Annotated in this window: 16 protein-coding genes, 1 pseudogene and 1 riboswitch; of the genes and pseudogenes, 6 read left to right on the top strand and 11 right to left on the bottom strand. The window is 47.7% G+C overall.

Annotated elements, in window-relative coordinates; all coding sequences use genetic code 11:
- Positions 1–199 precede the first annotated feature (199 nt).
- The 6 genes from serC to C4S60_RS15075 form a co-directional block, all read right to left on the bottom strand.
- Entirely contained in the window at positions 200–1,402 is a 1,203-nt protein-coding gene (gene serC / locus C4S60_RS15050) for a 3-phosphoserine/phosphohydroxythreonine transaminase (RefSeq protein WP_103881181.1), read from the bottom strand.
- Between the two features lie 47 nt (positions 1,403–1,449).
- Positions 1,450–2,187 carry a sulfite exporter TauE/SafE family protein gene (locus tag C4S60_RS15055; protein WP_103881182.1) on the bottom strand — a complete coding sequence of 246 codons (738 nt, stop codon included), beginning with the start codon at positions 2,185–2,187 and terminating at the stop codon, positions 1,450–1,452.
- A 173-nt stretch (positions 2,188–2,360) separates the two neighbouring features.
- On the bottom strand, positions 2,361–3,314 hold the full coding sequence (locus tag C4S60_RS15060) for an ABC transporter permease subunit (protein ID WP_103881183.1): 954 nt from the start codon (positions 3,312–3,314) through the stop codon (positions 2,361–2,363).
- A complete protein-coding gene (locus C4S60_RS15065) occupies positions 3,311–4,165 on the bottom strand; it encodes a taurine ABC transporter ATP-binding protein (protein ID WP_103881184.1) in 855 nt (284 codons plus the stop codon). Before C4S60_RS15065 ends, C4S60_RS15060 begins: the two co-directional genes overlap by 4 nt.
- A gap of 30 nt (positions 4,166–4,195) precedes the next feature.
- On the bottom strand, positions 4,196–5,260 hold the full coding sequence (gene tauA, locus C4S60_RS15070; protein ID WP_244183121.1) for a taurine ABC transporter substrate-binding protein: 1,065 nt from the start codon (positions 5,258–5,260) through the stop codon (positions 4,196–4,198).
- A 303-nt stretch (positions 5,261–5,563) separates the two neighbouring features.
- A complete protein-coding gene (locus C4S60_RS15075) occupies positions 5,564–6,937 on the bottom strand; it encodes an aminotransferase family protein (RefSeq protein ID WP_103881185.1) in 1,374 nt (457 codons plus the stop codon).
- A 175-nt stretch (positions 6,938–7,112) separates the two neighbouring features.
- On the opposite strand from C4S60_RS15075, the gene pdxR reads away from it, so the two are divergent.
- From pdxR to aspA, 4 genes and pseudogenes are all read left to right on the top strand, one after another.
- Positions 7,113–8,600, top strand: coding sequence for a MocR-like pyridoxine biosynthesis transcription factor PdxR (gene pdxR / locus C4S60_RS15080; RefSeq protein ID WP_103881186.1), 1,488 nt, complete (start codon positions 7,113–7,115; stop codon positions 8,598–8,600).
- A gap of 88 nt (positions 8,601–8,688) precedes the next feature.
- Positions 8,689–9,456: an SDR family NAD(P)-dependent oxidoreductase gene (locus tag C4S60_RS15085; RefSeq protein ID WP_103881187.1), complete on the top strand. Its 768-nt coding sequence runs from the start codon at positions 8,689–8,691 to the stop codon at positions 9,454–9,456.
- A gap of 164 nt (positions 9,457–9,620) precedes the next feature.
- A pseudogene (locus C4S60_RS23805) lies at positions 9,621–9,875 on the top strand (cyclic nucleotide-binding domain-containing protein); the annotation flags it as partial.
- Positions 9,876–9,941: 66 nt separating this feature from the next.
- On the top strand, positions 9,942–11,387 hold the full coding sequence (aspA, locus tag C4S60_RS15090; protein WP_244183122.1) for an aspartate ammonia-lyase: 1,446 nt from the start codon (positions 9,942–9,944) through the stop codon (positions 11,385–11,387).
- 231 nt (positions 11,388–11,618) lie between these two features.
- On the opposite strand, the gene C4S60_RS15095 is transcribed toward aspA, so the two are convergent.
- On the bottom strand, positions 11,619–12,689 hold the full coding sequence (locus C4S60_RS15095; protein ID WP_103881189.1) for a threonine aldolase family protein: 1,071 nt from the start codon (positions 12,687–12,689) through the stop codon (positions 11,619–11,621).
- A 240-nt stretch (positions 12,690–12,929) separates the two neighbouring features.
- Here C4S60_RS15095 and C4S60_RS15100 point away from each other — a divergent pair, with 240 nt between their 5' ends.
- Positions 12,930–13,535, top strand: a complete 606-nt coding sequence (locus C4S60_RS15100; protein ID WP_103881190.1) for a DedA family protein — start codon at positions 12,930–12,932, stop codon at positions 13,533–13,535.
- Here the strand turns inward: C4S60_RS15100 and C4S60_RS15105 are convergent.
- Entirely contained in the window at positions 13,532–14,053 is a 522-nt protein-coding gene (locus C4S60_RS15105; protein WP_103881191.1) for a GNAT family N-acetyltransferase, read from the bottom strand. The two genes, C4S60_RS15100 and C4S60_RS15105, sit on opposite strands and share 4 nt — an antisense overlap.
- Before the next feature lie 155 nt (positions 14,054–14,208).
- A complete protein-coding gene (locus C4S60_RS15110) occupies positions 14,209–15,546 on the bottom strand; it encodes an MFS transporter (protein ID WP_103881192.1) in 1,338 nt (445 codons plus the stop codon).
- A gap of 501 nt (positions 15,547–16,047) precedes the next feature.
- Positions 16,048–16,196, top strand: a riboswitch (FMN riboswitch).
- 193 nt (positions 16,197–16,389) lie between these two features.
- Here C4S60_RS15110 and ribB point away from each other — a divergent pair.
- A complete protein-coding gene (ribB, locus tag C4S60_RS15115) occupies positions 16,390–17,052 on the top strand; it encodes a 3,4-dihydroxy-2-butanone-4-phosphate synthase (protein ID WP_103881253.1) in 663 nt (220 codons plus the stop codon).
- A gap of 16 nt (positions 17,053–17,068) precedes the next feature.
- Here the strand turns inward: ribB and C4S60_RS15120 are convergent, their stop codons facing one another.
- On the bottom strand, positions 17,069–18,892 hold the full coding sequence (locus C4S60_RS15120; RefSeq protein WP_103881193.1) for an ATP-binding protein: 1,824 nt from the start codon (positions 18,890–18,892) through the stop codon (positions 17,069–17,071).
- Positions 18,893–18,901: 9 nt separating this feature from the next.
- Positions 18,902–19,711, bottom strand: a complete 810-nt coding sequence (locus C4S60_RS15125; RefSeq protein ID WP_103881194.1) for a phosphate/phosphite/phosphonate ABC transporter substrate-binding protein — start codon at positions 19,709–19,711, stop codon at positions 18,902–18,904.
- Positions 19,712–19,874: the final 163 nt, after the last annotated feature.

Genomic DNA, 19,874 nt, shown 5'->3' on the forward strand with positions numbered 1-19,874 from the left:
AAGCAGCATACCTGTGCGTGACAGCGCTTGATAAAGGAAGAACATTTGAGCTTTAGTGTGCCGCTACTCATCAGGCTCGTATCCGTCAATAAGATTTTTGAATCAGCCCCGCCTTGCCTCACTTTTTCTTCTTGAAGATACTCCGGTGTAAGTAACCGCTTCTGGGCGACCCAAAGTGGGAGGAAATATGTTAAAAATACTATCGCCCCGATGAGTTTTCCTCTGCAAAACGTACCATGAAATCGACCAGTACTGACACGTTTTCCTGGGTCACACCGTTGTACAGGCTAGCTCTGAGATAATCCCCTACGCCAAAAGGTGTAAGTGTTCGCAATCCAACAATCCCCTGTTCCCAACTCTCGATCAGAAACTTGTTGGTCAACTCTTCGTCGCCACCATTAATATTAAACGGAATGTTCATTCGACTACGCAGCGATTTATTCTCTATGGGAGTACCGTAGAAGCCTAGTGAGTTATCGATCACATCATACAGAGCATGAGCTTTAGCAATAGAGCGCGACTCGTTTGCTGATACTCCTCCTTCTCGCTCTAGCCAGTCCATCAAGAAACCGACTACTTCAATATTAAAGGTCGCTGGCGTGTTCCACAGATTTCCCGCCTCGCTGTTGGTTGTGTAGTTAAACACTCCCGGGCACAGAGGTGAGGCTTTGTCTTTGCCCAGTAGGTCCTTACGAATTACTGCCATGGTAAGTCCGGGGTGACCAATGTTTTTTGATGCGCAGGCGAACAGCACACCAACACCGCTCCCGAGCCAGTCGATAGGTTTACTGGTAAAGTCCGAACTAGCATCCACGACTAGCGGGATATGGCGTCGGGAGTCAGGTAGTTTTGGCAGTCGGTGTAGCTCGATACCATTCACGGTTTCATTGGAACAGAGATAGATGTATTTGCTCTCTGGATTAATATCTGTTTCCACCAACTCCGGGAAGGTCGTAAGCTTACCGGTATCGGGGTCACTGCCATCGATGGTTTCAACACAGCAGTATTTCTGAGCTTCATCCCGGCCTCTTGCGGACCAGGTGCCATTCACAACGTAGGTTGCGATGTCCGACTGATTGTGACACAGGTTCAGAGGCAGTGCTGCAAACTGTCCATGGCCACCGCCGTGAGTAAACAACACTTCATAATTATCAGGGATCTCCATCACCCTTCTGGTCGTCGATATAGTATGGTCCAGTATTTCCTGGAACTCTGGTGCACGGTGAGAAAGTGCTAACGAGGTGAGCCCTGGTTTATCAAAACTTTCCGCAATTTTTCGTTCGACTTCCTTGGGTAGTGAGGTTGGCCCTGGACCAAAGTTAATAATCGTTTCCGCTGCTGCAGCTTTACTCAGTGAACCAACTAACGCTGGGTGAATATCCGTAATGATTTCAGTTTCCATAATCGAAATTCCTTTTTCTCTTGTCGGATGCAGGGAGCACCCGAGCTTCAAATTATTTGTTCAATAGAGGCACTGATCCCTAGTAGGGAAACCATCACCATAATGGGTAGTGCAAAGTGCTTCAGTGACTTAGGTGGGTAACGGTTGAACAGCCATTGGCCCATGCGCACTGCCACCAGCGTTGGTATCAACAGGCTGACTAATAGTTGCAGTATCGCCATGTCGACCAACCCACCGCTGAATAACGCCATCAATGCAAGAAGCTCGCTGACAATAAAAAACAGGATCATGGTAGCGCGTTGTGCGCTTGGGGTTAGCGGGCTGGAGAGCATATAGCAGACAATCATAGGACCACCGACTGAGGCACCGGCGGTGCCAATTCCACTTGCCATTCCGAAACCAAGTTTGGCTCTAAGCCCCTCAGCACTACGCAGGCGAAAGTCAAAGATAAGCACCAGAGAGAAGGTTAATATAGCGATACAGATCAGTAGCTTCAGCATATCTTCCGGGATCATAAGCAGCAGGCTTAGTCCTAACGGAATCCCCACTAATGAACCAAAGGTCAGCACCTTGAAGGTCGCCATGTCGGCCTGACGACGAGCCTGATGCCACAGGCCTAAGCTACACAGTACATCCAGCCCCAGAATCACCGGGATACTCTGCTGAGGAGAAAGAAAGAAGTTCATACCAACCACGGCAATAGCGGCAAAACCAAAACCGGCATAACCACGCACCATGGCAGCCACTACCACTACTGGCAGCAAAATCCAGAAAGACTCAAGCACAAGCGTTCATCCTTTTTCTGTTGTTTTCTATACTAAATTCAGTATATGTATTCGTTCGCGCCTGCCTTAGCACCACATTGGGATATCTTTGGTACCAGCAGGAGAATATAAATCGGAATAAAAAACGGGAGAAGCTCTCCCGTTTAATGTATGTATGTCGGAATGGGTTGCGCTTAATAGCCTTTCCAGGGAACCAGTTTCTTCTCCAGGTAGCGCATGAACAGGTCAAAGGAGTAGGCGATCAGGCCAATGATGACTATGCCTGCGATAACCACATCAGTGACCAGAAATTCCGCTGCATTTAACACCATATAGCCGATACCAGCCTCAGCCGCCACCATCTCACTAGCGACCAGTGTGGTCCAGCCAAATCCGATACCAATTCGCAAGCCAGTCAAAATCTCCGGCGTCGCACTTTTAATAATCACATGGTAAAGCACTTGTATCTTGCTCGCGCCCATCGAGTAGGCAGCCTGAATCTGCTCACTTTTGGCAGACGAAACACCGGCCCGGGCACTCAGGGCGATAGGTGCAAACATGGCCAGATAAATAAGGGTAATCTTGCTCGTTTCGTCAATACCTAACCAAATGATAACTAGCGGCAGGTAAGCCAGAGGCGGTAATGGACGGTAGAATTCAATCAGTGGATCAAAGATGCCACGGACCCAGACATTACAGCCAATTAAGATACCCACCGGGATTGCGGTCAGTACGGCAAAGAAGAAGGCGCCAAACACTCGGGTCAGACTCGCAACCAAATGGTCAGCAAGTGAAACACCAGCAAATCCTTCTACCCAGAGGTCAACAAAACGTTCGGCCACAGAAATTGGTGATGGCAGGAAAAGTGGCTTTACCCATCCAGCTTCTGTGACAAGTGCCCAGAGCATAACAAAACCTATAGACGACAAAATGGAGATAAGACGCGAATTACCCTGACCCGGTTCTCCATAATATTGACCTGGAGTCAAAGTGTAGCTCTTAATCTTGTTTAATAACCGGATGAGGTGTGGCTCAGGGGCATACGTTTCTTCTTCGGTATAACTGTTCACTGCCTTAAGGTCGACCTCTTTCAGCTTTACCGCCGATTCTGAATTGTTTGATACTGTGACTGCTGCTTGCTGACTCATGCTGCTGCCTCCGGCTGTTCGTCCTGATGAATAATAGAGAGGATCTTTTCACGCATTTCGATAAAGTCTGGCATCGACTTCACCATACGGGCATCTCGGCACTCCAGGAATCGCTTGTTAAAGTCCAGATCAAAGCTATGAGTAATTCGTCCCGGACGCGGTGACATGACTATCAGACGTGATGCCATAAACAACGCCTCTTCTACGCTATGGGTAATAAAGAACATCATCTTGTTGGTTGCCTGCCAGGCATCCAGAAGCAGTTCTTGCAACACTTCACGGGTCAGGGCATCCAAAGCACCCAGAGGCTCATCCAGCAGCAGAATACTCGGATCATTAGTCAGTGCTCGGGCGATACCCACCCTCTGTTGCATTCCGCCGGACAGTTGGTAAATTTTGTGGTCATGGAAGTCTTCCAGCCCCACCAGTTTGAGGTATTGTGCTGCTCTTTCGATACGTTCTTCTTTATTGACTCCCTGAAGCTTGAGACCAAATGCGGTGTTCTCCAGCACAGTCAACCAGGGAAACAGAGCGTGTTTCTGAAACACTACGCCACGCTCAGCTCCGGGACCAAGGATCTGGTCACCGATATCTTTACCCATCTGTACCCTCGGCAAACCTTCAACAGATGAATTGCCAAGAGTCAGGTAGCCATCGGTCGGCTGGATAAACCCAGCCATTAAATTAAGCAGCGTTGTCTTACCGCAGCCGGAGGCGCCAAGTGCGACAACGAGATCTCCCTGTTCAATTTCCAGATTGACTCCTGACAGTGCAGTCACCGGGTCACCACCCTGACGGTCTTCATATACTACTGATACATCCTGTATCTTAAGAACTTTACTCGCTGTCATACTAACGCTCTCCCTCTCTTCCAAATCTGATTACAGTGCTGCTTTTGCTTTTTCAGCAAAGGACGGATTTACATACACGCTGTAGTCAGGTTGTAGCTCGGTGATCTTTTTCTCTTTTAGCAAAAACTCTGAGGTTGATTTTAGCGCTTTGGTTGCACCACCGTTTTCACCGCATCCCAGCCACTGGCAGGAAAGCTGACCATCAAAGTCCAGGAACTCATATAGCTTCATTGCAGCGACCACTCCTTCCGGTTCGCCCCCTACAACCTTAGCTACTGACTTCGCCATCGGGCTTTCTGCTGTCATTGACTCGCGGCCAGCCACATACTCGCGGTCTACCGATGCCAGGGTTGAAAGGAATTTCACAACAAAGTCTTCGTTTTCAGCGGTGAACTTTTTGCTGGCTATCATGCCGTCAAAAGTTGGCTTACCCCAGGCCCCCAGTTGTTTAGAGGTAATCAGCACAGAACCATCCTGTTTGATCTTGCCAAGTGCCGGGTCCCAGATAAACGCACCATCAATATCATCACGCTGCCAGGCGGCCATGATCGCATTTGGCTGCATATTGATTAGCTTTACGTCTTTTTCTGACAGACCAAACTGCTCAAGAGCAAATAGCATGTGGAAGTGGGTAGTCGATACAAAAGGCACTGCGATTTTTTTACCTTTCAGATCGGATGGTGCCGAAATACCACTGCCGTTCTTGATGACGAGCGCTTCTGCATCGGCAATATTCTCCATTATCCAGATCAACTCCATATCAATGCCTTTACTAGCCGCACTAGCAATCGGACTTGATCCAGCCACTGTCATATCTACGGCACCCGCTGCCATTGCAGTAATCGCCTTCGCACCGGAGTCGAATTTGCGCCACTTGATCTCATAACCGGTTTCTTTTTCAAACAGTTTGGTATCAATGGCGTATTTCATCGGGTTATACATTCCCTGATACCCGATAGTTACCTGCTCAGCAGCCAGGCTTGCCGTAGAGCAGAGCAAGGTTGATGCAAGAGCGATTGATTTCACTAATGTCGATTTTCTAAGTTTTGCTGTAATCATTGTCACGTCCTCTTTGAGCTTGATTTGCATTTGCATTCACTGTATCCAAGTATTTTATGGGACCAGATTTAGATACTGCCTGAGCTTTCTGGACCAATCCTCACTTGAGTATCTACACAATAACTCCGGCTATAGGGCCAAAAATAGAGCCAAACAAAATCATTATTGGGCCAGATTTGCCCCAAAATTGTGCGCCTCATTGGTGCAAATCACACAAGGCTAACCGGTTACGCCAGTCACCCCTCCAAAAAAACCTTTTAAGGTGGGTTATACAGAAAATGCCCGCTTCAAAAGCGGGCAAAAAAAGGGGGGGGGTGACTACAAATTAGTCAGTACTGGCTAAGATTTATCTAATCGTGAGAAGGCTACTGCTAGTTTTTCAACGATGATGTCAGCCTGTTGCTGAGTAATAGTCAACGCAGGGCTAAGACAGAGAGTATTGTTATACTCTTTAAACGAGCGGTTGGTCCGACCGATAATCAACCCCTGTTGCATACAGAGTCCGGCCATTTTAGCGGTTATTGATTCGTGTACTGGTTCACGGGTTTCTCTGTTTTTCACCAGCTCTATCCCAAGAAACAATCCTTTACCACGAACATCGCCGATGATCGGGAAGCGTGCTTTGAGCTCTTCCAACTTTGCAAACAAGTACTCTCCCATATGAGCGGCATTCTCAATAAGATTCTCTTGTTCGATGATTCGCATGTTCTCAATGGCTGCTGCGGGTCCTGCGGTGCAGCCACCAAAGGTACTAATATCGCGGAAGAAACCTTCGGTATCGGCAGGATCATCGTTAAGCAGTGTAAACACCTCTTCGGTGGTGACAGTGCAGGAGATAGCGGCGTAACTGGATGCCACCCCTTTGGCCATGGTGACAATATCCGGCTGAATTCCGTAGTGCTGATAGCCAAACCAAGCACCAGTTCGCCCCAATCCGCACACCACCTCATCAACATGGATCAGGATGTCATATTTACGGCAGATACGTTCGACCTCTTTCAGGTATCCCACAGGAGGAGTGATCACTCCACCACCGGCAGTGATTGGCTCGATAACTACCGCACCAACTGAATCCGGCCCTTCACGTAGAATGACTTCTTCAAAGGCCTGTGCGGCTCTGATTCCGTAGTTTTCCACCTCTCCATACTGACTGCGGTATTCACAGCAGTGCGGGAATTCAACAAAACCGGGGACAAATGGTCCGTACTGAGCCTTTCTCTGCTCCTGGCCGGTGGAGCTCAGACAGCCGATGGTTGTTCCGTGGTAATCACGCTCGCGGTAAAGGATCTTGTGCTTTTTACCGCCATACTTTTTATGGGCGATCTGGCGCACCATCTTGTACGCCTTTTCGTTTGCTTCAGAGCCTGAACTGGAGTAATAGACCCGGCTCATTCCCGGCATCTTATCTAGCAGTTTTGCTGCAAACTGCGCAGCAACTGGCGTTCCTGCAGACCCTGCGAAATAGTTCAGTTTGACCAGTTGGTCTCGCACGGCATCGGCGATGCTGGTTCTACCGTAGCCTACATTGACACACCAGACTCCGCCCGAAGTTGCATCCAGATAATGGTTACCTTTTATATCCCAGATATCCAACCCTTCAGCATGATCCATGATTTGTGGGTCCTGAGTATCAAAAACAGCGTGCTGAGTTAAGTGGTGCCAGACAGTCCCTTTGTCCAGATCAACAATCTGCTCGTTGGTCATTGTATTCATCACAACCTCCATGTGTTTTTATTTCACCATAAATAATTGTGTAAAGAGCTAATAGGACCAGCGCCAGAAATTTATTGGGACAGGTTATGTTTTCTGCTTCACGAATGGCCAAACAGAGTACTGGCACAAATTATGCTGAATTAAAGAGTAATTCAGACACCAGCAGAGTCAGACAATGAAAACCGACCACTTAATGCATATCCAGTTTACTCCTGATCGAAGCCTACAGGAGCAGATCCGCGAACATGTGATAGATAATATCCAACGTGGTGTATTTGGCGATAGTGCTCTGCCTTCATGCCGCAAGATGGCTTCGATGCTGCGGGTTTCACGCAATACGGTCGTTCTGGTATATGAACGCTTGGTCGATGAAGGCTATCTCTATTCTCAGGAACGAAGTGGTTATTACGCTACCGAAGAGGCGCGCAAAAAGTGCGATATTTCGGTAGGTGTCCAGCAGGCAGCAACTCATCTGCCCAATGTTAAGCCTGCACTGTTCTGGCGCAAACGCGTCAAAACGGATCTGGATAAGCAGCGCAATGTCGTCAAAGCTGCTGACTGGCAGCAGTACCCTTATCCGTTTCTGTTTGCCCAACCGGAACACTCTTTGTTTCCCCTGGCTCACTGGCGCGAGTGCGGGCGACTGGCTCAGCGTAGCAGTGTGATTAAAGATTGGATTTCAGATTCCGTTGACTGCGATGACCCGATGCTGGTGAAGCAATTGCAAGTGAATGTCCTCAGCAAGCGCGGGATCTCCGCTAAACCTGAAGAGATCCTGATTACTGTTGGTACACAAAACTCGCTCTATCTGCTGGCCGACTTGTTGGTGGAAAAGGGAACTAAGGTAGGGTTGGAAGATCCCGGTTACCCGGATGCGCGGAACATCTTCAGCTACCACGGTGCAGACATTGAACCTCTCAGAGTTGATCCTCAAGGGGTTAAGGTTAGCTCTCAGATGGCTGGTTGTGATTATGTATATACCACACCAAGTCACCAGGTTCCGACCAATGTCACCATGTCGATGGATAGGCGCCAAAAGTTACTCGATTCTGCTGAGAAAAATGACTTTATCATTATCGAAGACGACTTTGAGAGCGAAGTAAATGTTGTCAGCCAGCCCTCTCCGGCATTAAAAAGTCTGGACAGCAACGGCCGGGTTATTTACGTGGGAAGCCTGTCTAAATCGTTGTCACCAGGACTGAGAATCGGTTTTATGGTTGCAGATGCAAACCTTATCAGCGAAGTACGGAAACTGCGTCGCCTGATGTATCGTCATCCACCTTCCAACAACCAGCGTACCTGTGCTCTGTTTATCTCACTGGGTCATTACGACACTTATGTGCGTAAGTTAAAAAACAGTTACAAAGAGAAATGGACCCTGATTCGCCAGCTGCTGGAACAGCATATGCCGCAGTGTGTAACCGATGAAACTCTGGGGGGAAGCTCATTCTGGCTAAGATTACCGGAAGGGATGAAAGCGGGAGAGTTTGCCCAAAGAGCCCAGAAAGTGGGGGTACTAATTGAGCCTGGAGATGTTCATTTTATGCATCCGGAAAGAGAATCGTTCTCTTATATTCGCATGGGCTTTTCAGCCATTGATATCAACATGATCCCTGCCGGAATAGAGAAGCTGGCGACATTACTAGAGCCAGATGGCTGGTAATTTAATAAAAACTGGCTCTAACCTACCTAGTATTTATTGCTGTAATCTTACCATTATCATGGAATGAAAGTTATGCTAGGAGCAAACAATGCCCGATTTTTCTCTGCCAACTGTATTAATCACTGGTGCCACCTCCGGCTTTGGTTTAGCAACAGCCAGAAAGTTTGCCGATAACGGCTATCCGCTGATCCTGACTGGCCGTCGGGTCGAACGCTTGACTGCACTTGCTGATGAATTGGCACAACTAACGCCAGTGTTCACCTATCAATTGGATGTGCGCGACGCTGAACAGCTTCTCCGATTTATGGATGCAATTCCGGATGAATTTAAGCGTATCGAGGTGCTGGTCAATAATGCCGGTCTGGCTCTTGGCGCTTCACCGGCAGATGAGGCAGACCTTAATGACTGGCACACTATGATTGATACCAATGTTACTGGTCTGGTGAATGTGACTCACACTCTGTTACCAGTACTGAAAGCTCAACCCAAAGCCAGCATTATCAACCTGGCCAGTATCGCTTCTAACTGGTCTTATCCAGGAGCGCATGTTTATGGCGCGAGCAAGGCGTTTGTGCAGCAGTTTTCCCGAAACCTGAGAAGTGATTTTGCAGGAACAGGAGTCAGAGTAACCAGCCTTGAACCGGGATTGTCAGAAAGTGAATTCAGCCTGGTACGCTTTAACGGAGATCAGGATAAATATAACGCCATCTACGAAGACAGCAATCCACTTCAACCGGAAGACATTGCCGACATTATTTTTTGGATAGCTGAACAGCCGTCTCATATCAATATTAACAGTCTTGAGGTAATGCCAACCAGTCAGGCTTGGGACAACTTTAAAGTGGTTAAGGGCTAGACCTTAACCAGAGCTCCTCTAGCCAGGGGAGCAGCGAATAATCATCCTTGCACAAGAGACCGAACAACATGAACACACAATCAATCACTGAATGCCTTCGCCATATTGAGTTGTTTCAGGGGCTGCCGAACCACGCCTTGCAGCTGTTTGCAGAGTGTGCCCAGATGCAACAGTTAACCGCCGGTCAGGTACTTTTTCAAAGAGGAGACTGTGCCGATGCACTGTTTGTTATCGCAGCCGGAAGCCTACAACTTTTTGATGATAAGGGTAGCTCAGAGCAGAGTGTGACGGTTTTCTCCCGCAATGAGTTTATCGGAGAAACGATCCTGATTGCACCAGTATATAAGCAGGATATGAGTGCGAGGGCGTTGATGAACACCACTCTGTACCGATTTGATAAAGACCAGCTATTGACACTTTTTAACTCCCACGGTGAACTGACAACTAAAGTCTTTGCGACAATTTCTCAGATCATTATTCGCCGGATGGAGCATGCAAACAGTCGCTATGAAAATATCGCTCAGCTCTATCGCAGCGGTGGCCAGAGGATAGAACACGACTTATTAGGAGATAAAGTCGTTCCGGATACGGCTTATTACGGTATTCAGACCCTAAGAGCACTCGAGAACTTTGATATCAGTGGTATCAAGCTTAATTCTCACCCCAGCTTGATTCGTGGCCTGGCGCAGGTAAAGAAGGCAGCCGCACTGGCGAACTTTGAGCTGGGAAATCTACCCGATGGTATTGCGCAGGCTATTTGTCAGGCGTGTGACGAGATCTATATGGGCATGCTGCACAACCACTTTATTGTTGACATGATCCAAGGTGGAGCTGGTACCTCAACCAATATGAATGCTAACGAGGTAATTGCCAACCGGGCTTTAGAAATTCTAGGGCATCAACGTGGCGAGTATCAGTATTGCAGCCCTAACAACCATGTTAACTGTTCCCAGTCGACCAATGATGCTTACCCGACAGCAATTAGAATCGCTCTGCTGGAAGCTAATGATGAGTTACTTGTAGAGATAGAAAAGCTAATTAACTATATCGATTGTAAAGCATTTGAATTCTTCGATGTGTTAAAAATGGGTCGCACCCAGTTGCAGGACGCCGTTCCTATGACGCTAGGTCAAAGCTTTCAGGCTTTTGCTACCAGCCTGCGCAATGAAGTCGAACGTCTGAAAACCTGCAGTACACCATTTCTTACTGTCAACCTGGGCGGTACTGCCATCGGTACTGGCCTGAATGCGGAATCAGCTTATCGTGAAAAGGTGATTCCTCATCTCTGTAATATTACAGGACGGAATATTGTTCTGGCTGATGACTTGATTGAAGCGACCCACGATACCGGTTCACTGGTCATGTACTCCTCTGCACTAAAACAACTGGCCGTTAAGTTGTCTAAGATTTGTAATGATTTGCGCTTGCTCTCCTCCGGACCAAGAGCTGGATTTAATGAGATTAATCTGCCGGCAATGCAGCCAGGATCCTCCATAATGCCAGGTAAGGTCAACCCGGTGATCCCGGAGGTGGTTAACCAGATTGCCTATAAAGTAATTGGTAATGACCTGACAGTGACCATGGCGGCTGAAGCGGGTCAACTAGAGCTGAATGTGATGGAGCCAGTAATGGTCGAGAGCCTTTTTGAGTCCATTGAGAGCCTCAAGAACGGTATGAATACTCTGGGAATGCGCTGCATTAAAGGCATTACTGCCAATAGAGAAGTATGCGCTGGCAATATAAAGAACTCTATTGGTGTGGTGACTGCCCTTAATCCTTATCTTGGCTACGAAGTGTGTACCAGTGTAGCAAAAGAAGCGCTGGAAAAAGCCAGCAGTGTTTATGATCTAATCTTAGCCAAGGGGCTGTTAACCAAAGAACAGTTGGATAATGCTCTGGCTCCTGAAAATATGGTTGGACAGTTGGGCTAGTTACACGCGAGGCGGGGTTACCATAACAACACACACCGCAAGTATGAGATTTTCAATTAACGACTAATCAAGATCCATTTATGTCCATCCAAACCTTTGGAAATTGAACTAACTCATAGAGTTAACACCCTTTTGTATCTGGCCATCAGTTCAATGAGCTTTGGGTCACTGATGTTCTTTTAGCTTTAGACCACCCATAGGCCAAAAAGTCTATGGGTGGTCTAAAGGTTATTAGCTTGACTGGCAGCCCTGCTCTATCAAACTGAGATGATGTCTCAGATCTTCATCTGACATGGCCAGTAGGTGGTCTCCGATGTACCATTCAAGATAACTTTGTTTGGGTAACTGTCCTTGTTGAGGATTACCTATCCAGAGACCATGTTCGAGCGCCAACGTATCACGAAGTGCTGTTGCCGACTGCTGACTGAGCGGTAGGTGCAGATGCAACATATTGGCTTGCGGCTGCTCAGGGTTAGCAGTCAAAGCAGGGAACTCTTTGAGGATGTCGTAGATTTGCAGAGTGCGTTTAAACAGCTCTGGCATTCTGGTGAGTCGCTGCTCAAACTGCATCGCAGCCGCCACAATATAAGGAGTGCGATGATAGACACTGCCGCCCTGCCTGTGCATCCAAACGGAGGCGCGGTCAATAAAAGCTTTATCGCCTAGTAGCATTGCGCCACCCAGGCCGCCAATCCCTTTATATAAAGAGACATAAACCGAGTTAAAACCCTTGGCGATTTGTGCATACGACTGCTGATAGTATGCGGCACATTCCCATAGCCTGGCACCGTCCATATGCAAGTGGATATTCTGCTGCTGGCAGTAGGATTTTATTAATCCCAACTGCTCAAGACTGGGGAGTTGACCACCAATTTCTCTCATCGGCAGTTCATACAACACCGCGCCCAGAGTATCGGGTATCTTAGTCAGATCCTCAAGATTCCATGGTTGATATGGCTTTCCCACTGGCAACACGTTAAAGCGTTCCTGTAATTGATAGCCTTGATTTTCATGGAGATAGATGTGACTGGACGGGTGCATCGCGACGTTCTGGCACTGACGTTGTTTACAGGCAATTTGCAATGCGGTCGGCTGAGTCATGGTACCTGTGATAACAAACAATCCAGCCTCAAACCCCAACAGTGACGCCACCTTATTCTCAAATGACTGAATCAGTTCCCCTTCGCCATATCTATCGTGCGTGACCTGGTGTTGTTCACACCACCTGGCCATCGCCGTAAACATCTCAGCGGGCGACTTTTCAATGTTGCCTGGCAATACGGTTTTGCATCTGTCCTGCATACAGTATCCCTGTCTTTATTCTCTTTGCCACCAAGATGTCACTTGTCAGCGTGTGAGTAAAGACTAAATAAAAACGATTGTGGTGAATAGATGTCTATTTAATCTGTTCTGATGTTTGACTCCCCCAGTGAACAAGAGTATCTATCGTAGATACTCAGCAGAACTAGGCACTGCGCTGCACTGCTGTTGGTTCTCGTTTTACAGAAACGTAAGCACGCAAATCTATTGTGAGGCCAACCGTTGCAACATTTAAACGATCTTCTTCTGGCGATGAAGCCACTGCTTGAACAATATGGTTATCTGGCTCTGGTGGTGAGTATCTTCCTTGAGGGACTGGGGATCCCTATGCCTGGTCAGTCACTGATGGTGGCCGCCTCAATATTGGCTTCACAGCACGTAATGAACCTGTCTCTGGTTATGCTGGTATCCTGGCTCAGTTGCTTCGTCGGAAACACCTGTGGCTATCTTCTTGGCTACTACTTTGAGGGATGGTTAAATAGCCGAGGATACATCTCGGGCCCGAAGATGAAAAAACTGCAAGCGAGCATCCTGCGCTACGGCCCAATCTGTTTGGTGATCAGTCGCTTTGTTGAGGGTATGAAACAATTTATGCCGTTGGCCTGCGGCATTGCCAAAATGCCACGTACTGAATTTTTGTTGGGCAATGCTGTCGCCACAACGATCTGGGTCGGTGTGTTTAGCTTTATCATTCATGTAGCCTTTGAACACTTGCCGGCACTTGAGCATCTGTACCAAGTGCACCGACTGATTGTCTGGGTCATCGCCGCCAGTATCTTTGCAGCCCTGGTGGTGGCGTTGCTCAACAGAAAGCGTAGGACCCGTTAACCTTCCCCTCGGGTCCACTGCAAGCGAATAATTTCCATCTGTTCCGCCCCCTCCGACGCTGCCGTTTCGACGGGCTGCAGACCTAATCGCTTACACACCGCCATGGCGGCTTTATTACCCGCGCGGGTTTCGGCAAATACCCTGTGCGGAGAAAACTGCTCAATACCGTACTCAAGCAAAGCTGACATGGCTTCAATAGCCAGACCTCGACCTTGCCGGTCTACTGCCAGACCAAAGCCAATTGAGGCTTGCTCATCGGCTTCAAGACGAAACGCCACGGTACCAAGCACCTGATGACTTTCCTTGCCTTCAATCGCCAATTGAAACTTCGTTCTGGGTTGCTGGTGCGCTTGTTCGACAAACATCTCTACCAAATGGGCATTAAACTCTGGCGAGCATTCCTCTTTGGGATAAAAAGTTTGGTAGCTGGGATGAGAAGATATCGCTAGCCAGGCTTCAAGATCATCCAGAGTAAAGTCTCTGAGGATCAGGCGTTCCGTTTCAAGTTGCAGATTCATGGTGTTCCTTCGTCACATGCCAATCAGGCATCGAATATCGCCACAAAGGTTAGTTCAACTTTGAAAAATAAGCAGCCACTAAATGATAAAACCGCGGGTCAGACAAGAAAAAAGCTCAGCAAAAAAATTGCTGAGCTCCACATCCGTCTAGACGGTTAGTGCGCGGCCACAGTCTGGCGTTCAGAGGCGATATTCGGCTCATCTTGGTCTTGAACGAAGTAGACCAGCAGTCCGGCCAGAATCATAGCCCCCCCTCCTAACATAATAGCCATCATGGTGTTGCCTCCAAACAGCGCACGGGTGAAAAAGCCCAGCACACCTGCTGCCAGAATTTGTGGCAGAACAATAAAGAAGTTGAACACCCCCATATAAAAACCCATTTTTCTCGCCGGCAACGCCCCGGCAAGAATGGCGTAAGGCATACACAAGATACTCGCCCAGGCGAGTCCGATGCCCACCATATTAACCATGAGCATCGTTGGATTCTGGATCAGAGTAAAACTGGCCAGACTCACCCCACCTATCACCAAACTCAGGCTGTGAACGAACTTGCGGCTAGTACGACTCGCGAGCCAGGGTAGAAAGAATGCAGCCAGAGCTGAAATCCCATTGTACATCGCAAAACAGAGTCCAACCCAATCAGCACCCTGATTGTAGAGCTCCGAACTGGCGTCCGTTGTGCCATATATCTGGGACGTCACCGCTGACGTGGTATAAATCCACATAGCAAACAGCGCAAACCAGGAAAAAAACTGGACCACGGCGAGTTGCATCATGGTTTTTGGCATAGCCTTCAGATCGCAGAACATATCTTTCAAGCTGGCTTTCGGCTCTGTTTCCAGTTTCACGTTATCAAACACAGCCATCTCCTGAGGGGAGTATTCCCGTGTTTTCATCACCGTCCAGATTATCGAACTCAGAAACACCACAGCACCGCACAGAAAGGAAATTTTCACCGAGGGTGGCACTTCCCCCGCTGGCGCAGTATTCGCTACACCAAACACATTCGTCAGCAGGTAAGGCATCGCCGATGCGACCACTGAGCCAACGCCGATAAAAAAGGTCTGGACCGCAAATCCCTGGGTGCGCTGCTCTGAGGGCAGATTATCGGCAACCAGTGCGCGAAAAGGCTCCATAGAGATATTGATCGACGCGTCTAAAATCCACAGCATCCCTGCCGCTACCCACAGATATGGCGAGTAAGGCATGATGATCAAAGCCAATGAAGAGAGAATGGCACCAAGTAAAAAGTAGGGTCTGCGACGACCTAAACCATTCCAGGTTCGATCAGAAAAGTAACCTACGATAGGTTGAATTAACAGGCCGGTAAGTGGTGCAGCGATCCATAGAATCGGGATCTGATCGATACTGGCCCCCAACGTTTCAAAAATACGACTCACGTTCGCGTTTTGTAACCCAAAACCAAACTGAATCCCCATAAAGCCGAAGCTCATATTCCAGATTTGCCAAAATGATAGACGTGGTTTTTGCATGATTACCTCCCCCTCTAGGTAATACGCTGTATTCTTTGTATAAAAACAAGCATCAAATAAGTAATTAGTGTTATTCGTCAGGGCTCTTACGGCGCTTTGAATGACGTAGAATTGTTATCAAACATTGGGTAGATGACCATGATTGTTTCGGGGGGCAATGCTATTTGAATCAATAGCCTACCAACAGTGATCACTCTCACATGATTTATTTCACTGCTCAAAATATAATTTAATTCCGTCTATCATTTTCTGTTTTATGCACTAAGTCTCAATATGAGCATGGTTTAACAACCAATATCGCGATGTTGCTTAACCACTTCTCACCACAAATCTCATCCTCTGTTAACAAGCCCGCTGTTTGTTTGACCAGTCATCAGCGTCCTGTTTGCTGCTCCAGCACAAATCATCGTCAGGTGCTTTTTTCGAGACGAATTTGTGGTCAATATCACTTTTAAAACCCCAGAAATGTCGTTACCATTTCTGGGTCGTTAAGACATTAATTTTTATTCTCAGGGCGGGGCGAAATTCCCCACCGGCGGTAAGTCATTCATTGATAAGCCCGCGAGCGCCTAACTGCACAACGGTTAGGGTCAGCAGATCTGGTGCGACTCCAGAGCCGACGGTTATAGTCCGGATGGGAGAGGATAAGTATATCGGCGCGCTTCGTTACGCGTGTTGTCTGCGATCGTGTTCGCTCACGATGCAAATGCCGATATAAGTGACGCTGCTTTTGTTCCACAAAAAGCGGTAGCACTAAGCTATCTTTTGGAACCACGCGCATGGTGCGTTGTGGATCCCCATATCTATGCCCTGATTCTGGTATTTGTATTAAGGAGTATTACCATGAATCAGAACCAAACCTCACTATTAGCCGAATTCGGCACCCCGCTAGAGCGCGTTGAAATCGCACTTCAGGCACTTCGCGAAGGTCGCGGCGTTTTGCTGCTGGATGACGAAGATCGTGAAAACGAAGGCGACATCATTTACTCAGTAGATCACCTGACCAATCAGCAAATGGCGCTGATGATCCGTGAGTGCAGTGGCATTGTTTGTTTGTGCATTACTGACGAGCAGGCCAAACAACTTGATCTGCCACCCATGGTTGAAAACAATAATAGTGCGAATCAAACCGCCTTTACTGTCTCAATTGAAGCCAAAGTAGGTGTCACGACAGGCGTGTCAGCGGCAGACCGCGTTACCACCATAAAAACCGCCTGCCAGTCTGGCGCTCGTCCAGAAGATTTGGCCCGCCCTGGCCACGTGTTCCCATTGCGTGCAAAACAAGGTGGGGTATTAACGCGACGTGGTCATACCGAAGGCACCATCGATCTCATGCAAATGGCCGGGCTGTCTCCGTTTGGCGTTCTGTGCGAAGTCACCAACCCGGATGGCACCATGGCGAAAGCACCTGAAATCGTTGCCTTCGGCAAGCTTCATAATATGCCGGTTCTGACTATTGAAGACATGGTTCAGTATCGTTTGGCAACCGACGTAAAGTCAGCATAAAGCAAGACCAGCGCTCTTAGTCGGCTTCAGGGCGCTGGTTTTTCTTGAGGGTATCAATAACCACATTTGAAAAGTTTTGAATATCGAGTGGTTTGACGACAACACCTTTGGCTCCCACTCTTATAAATTCTTGGTAGGTCCGTTGGGAGACGTCCGCCGTCCAGCCAAATATCGTAAGGCCACTCTTTAACTTCAACATCGACTGAATAAGCTCAGTTCCAGAGACCTCTGGCATGTGATTGTCGACCAACAAGCACAAATAGTCATGCTGCTGTAACTGACTAATTGCACTGATATGGTCTCCAGCTACATCAACAGTAAAACCCAGCTTTTCGCACCATTTTTTGCCGACGATCAAGTTGACTTTGTTGTCATCAACCAACAGGGCGCGTGCCCCATCAGGAGCTCGCCATTGGATATCCTCCCATTTAGTTAAGCTGACCTGTTCGCCAGAAACTGGGGTGGTTTGCCGTTCAAACTTAAGTGGCAGACAAACGGTCATGCGAGTTCCAACCCCAAGCTCACTAGAGACAACAAATATCCCTGCCATTAGCTCTACCAATTTGCTCACAATAGACAGCCCCAACCCGGTTCCCCCAAAGTCTCTGGTTACCGTATTGTCAACTTGAGTAAATGGTTGTAGCACGAGCGCAGTTTTATCTGATGGAATGCCTATGCCGGTATCTTCAACTTCAAGCGTCAAACCCGCCGGTGACTCATTCCAGAAAATACGGATCGTCACACTCCCCTTCGCAGTAAACTTTATTGCGTTATTCACTAGGTTAAACAAAATTTGTTTGATACGAGCCTCGTCGCCAAACCAGACTATATTTTCCGGCACACTATTTTCAACATACAAAGCGATTCCTTTCTCAACACACATGGGATTAAAGAAACTACGAGCCAACTGTGACGTTGGCGCGATTCGGAATCGCTCGCAATTTATCACCAACTTGTTTTGCTCGATTTTCGAAAAATCCAGAATGTCGTTAAGAATCGACATTAGGTGTTCACCAGAGTCATTGATCACTTTGCAATGATATTTGTGCTTACCCGCGAGCTCTGACTCCAAGAGCTTAGACATTCCCAAAATGCCATTAAGAGGAGTGCGTATTTCATGACTAATCAGGGCTAGAAAACTGTCCTTTGCCTTATTTGCGGCAGTTGCCTGTTCTCGTGAGCGCTCCAATGCCTGATATTGCTTCCGCATTTCTATGGACATGCTATTGAATGCATCAATCACCTGGCCAATTTCATCCCGATTTTTGTGCTCTACGATGTAACCAGGCCCTTTTAGCTCTATCTGTTTATTGGCAGTGGATAATTTGAGAAGATCTCTGGTAAGTATCCAACCAAATACCAGCGACGCGATTGCCACGAACAAGATTTCGACGAGAGCAATGATGCTCAAATAGAAGCCCGAATTTCTCACGACCTCATCAATTCTCCTGCCGTCAAACATGACCTCCAAGCGTCCTATATGAGAGCTATCGAACAGGACTTCCAACTGACGTAAATAGTGTCCCTCTGGCAGTGGAGACTGAACGGTGTCGGTGTCACCTACCGACACCACTTCTATCCCCGAAATATGGATTTTGACGAAGACAATATCAGGGTCATTCAGGACATCTCGCGCTAGGCTCTGTAGCCTGGCAATATCATAGGTTAGCAAGGCATCTATAGAGCTCTGCTTAAATAACGATAACGTCGCACTCATTTTGTTCTCGAACAGTTCCACGTTGGAGTCCGCCACAAAACTCATCGCATAAAAGACCAAGACCATAAGAAATACGGCCTCTATTGTCGCCACGCCCAAAATCATTTTGGTACGAAACTTCATTGCTGAAATCTACTCTCGACTTAGCTCAACGTTAATCGCTAACTCCCTAACATCGTCCCAATCAGAATCCTCTGCAGCGACAAACCCTTTCACTTTCAATGGCAGCAGAAGCTCTGGCATTTCCGCATCCATTTTAATAAACGCTTGTTGCAGTCGCTGTTTCAGGTCTGAAGGCATATCAGCACTCACTGCAATAGCATGAGGTGTATAGCCTTTACTTTCCCACATGATCTTCAGTTGATCAGTGACCTTTGGATCCATCGCATTAAAAGTTCGTTTCACACCGCCACCAGCGGGAAAAAGTCCTTTAGCAACGTTCAAGTAAACGGAATCATGTGAGCGTACATACGTTGGAGTGATGTCAATACCTTGCTGAATGAAGTAACCTCGACTCAAAATACTCGCGGCAAATGCTGCTGGAGAAGGGAAGGCCACGGCCGTGCCAGACAGTTCTGCCATTGAGTTATAAGAACTGTCTTTGCGAACAACGATAATGCCCTTGATGAGCTTATCTTTAGCTTTGGCGATTGCCCGATAATCATTTTCGCGACTGAACACCGTATAGTGATAAGGGTTCATGTAGGCGATGTCATAACCATTTTGGGACAGTTCTCGCTCGAACTCAGGAATGGATGGTTTGGTTGCGAACGTCATCGGCACACCTACCTCTTTAGAGAGGTAGTTCATTACCGGAAGCCACTGAGATGCCAGTTTACTTGCCGACTGTTGAGGTACGACACCAAATACTATGCTCTCTTTCGCTGTCACTGTAGACGAGAGCAATAACAAAAAACCTATTGTTATTATTGATATTCTCATAAGCGTAATCCTGACCACAATGTCTATTAAGAATAGGAGGTCATTGCCAATAAACAACTCTCCTTTCTAGCTAAGAAACCCCTTAGTCAATCAGCGTCACCGGTTTTGGGAGCATGAAAAAAGCCCGCAAATTTGTTACCGTGCACCGTTAACAAATGGCGGG

The organism is Vibrio hangzhouensis (genome assembly GCF_900107935.1).
Classification (GTDB): domain Bacteria; phylum Pseudomonadota; class Gammaproteobacteria; order Enterobacterales; family Vibrionaceae; genus Vibrio; species Vibrio hangzhouensis.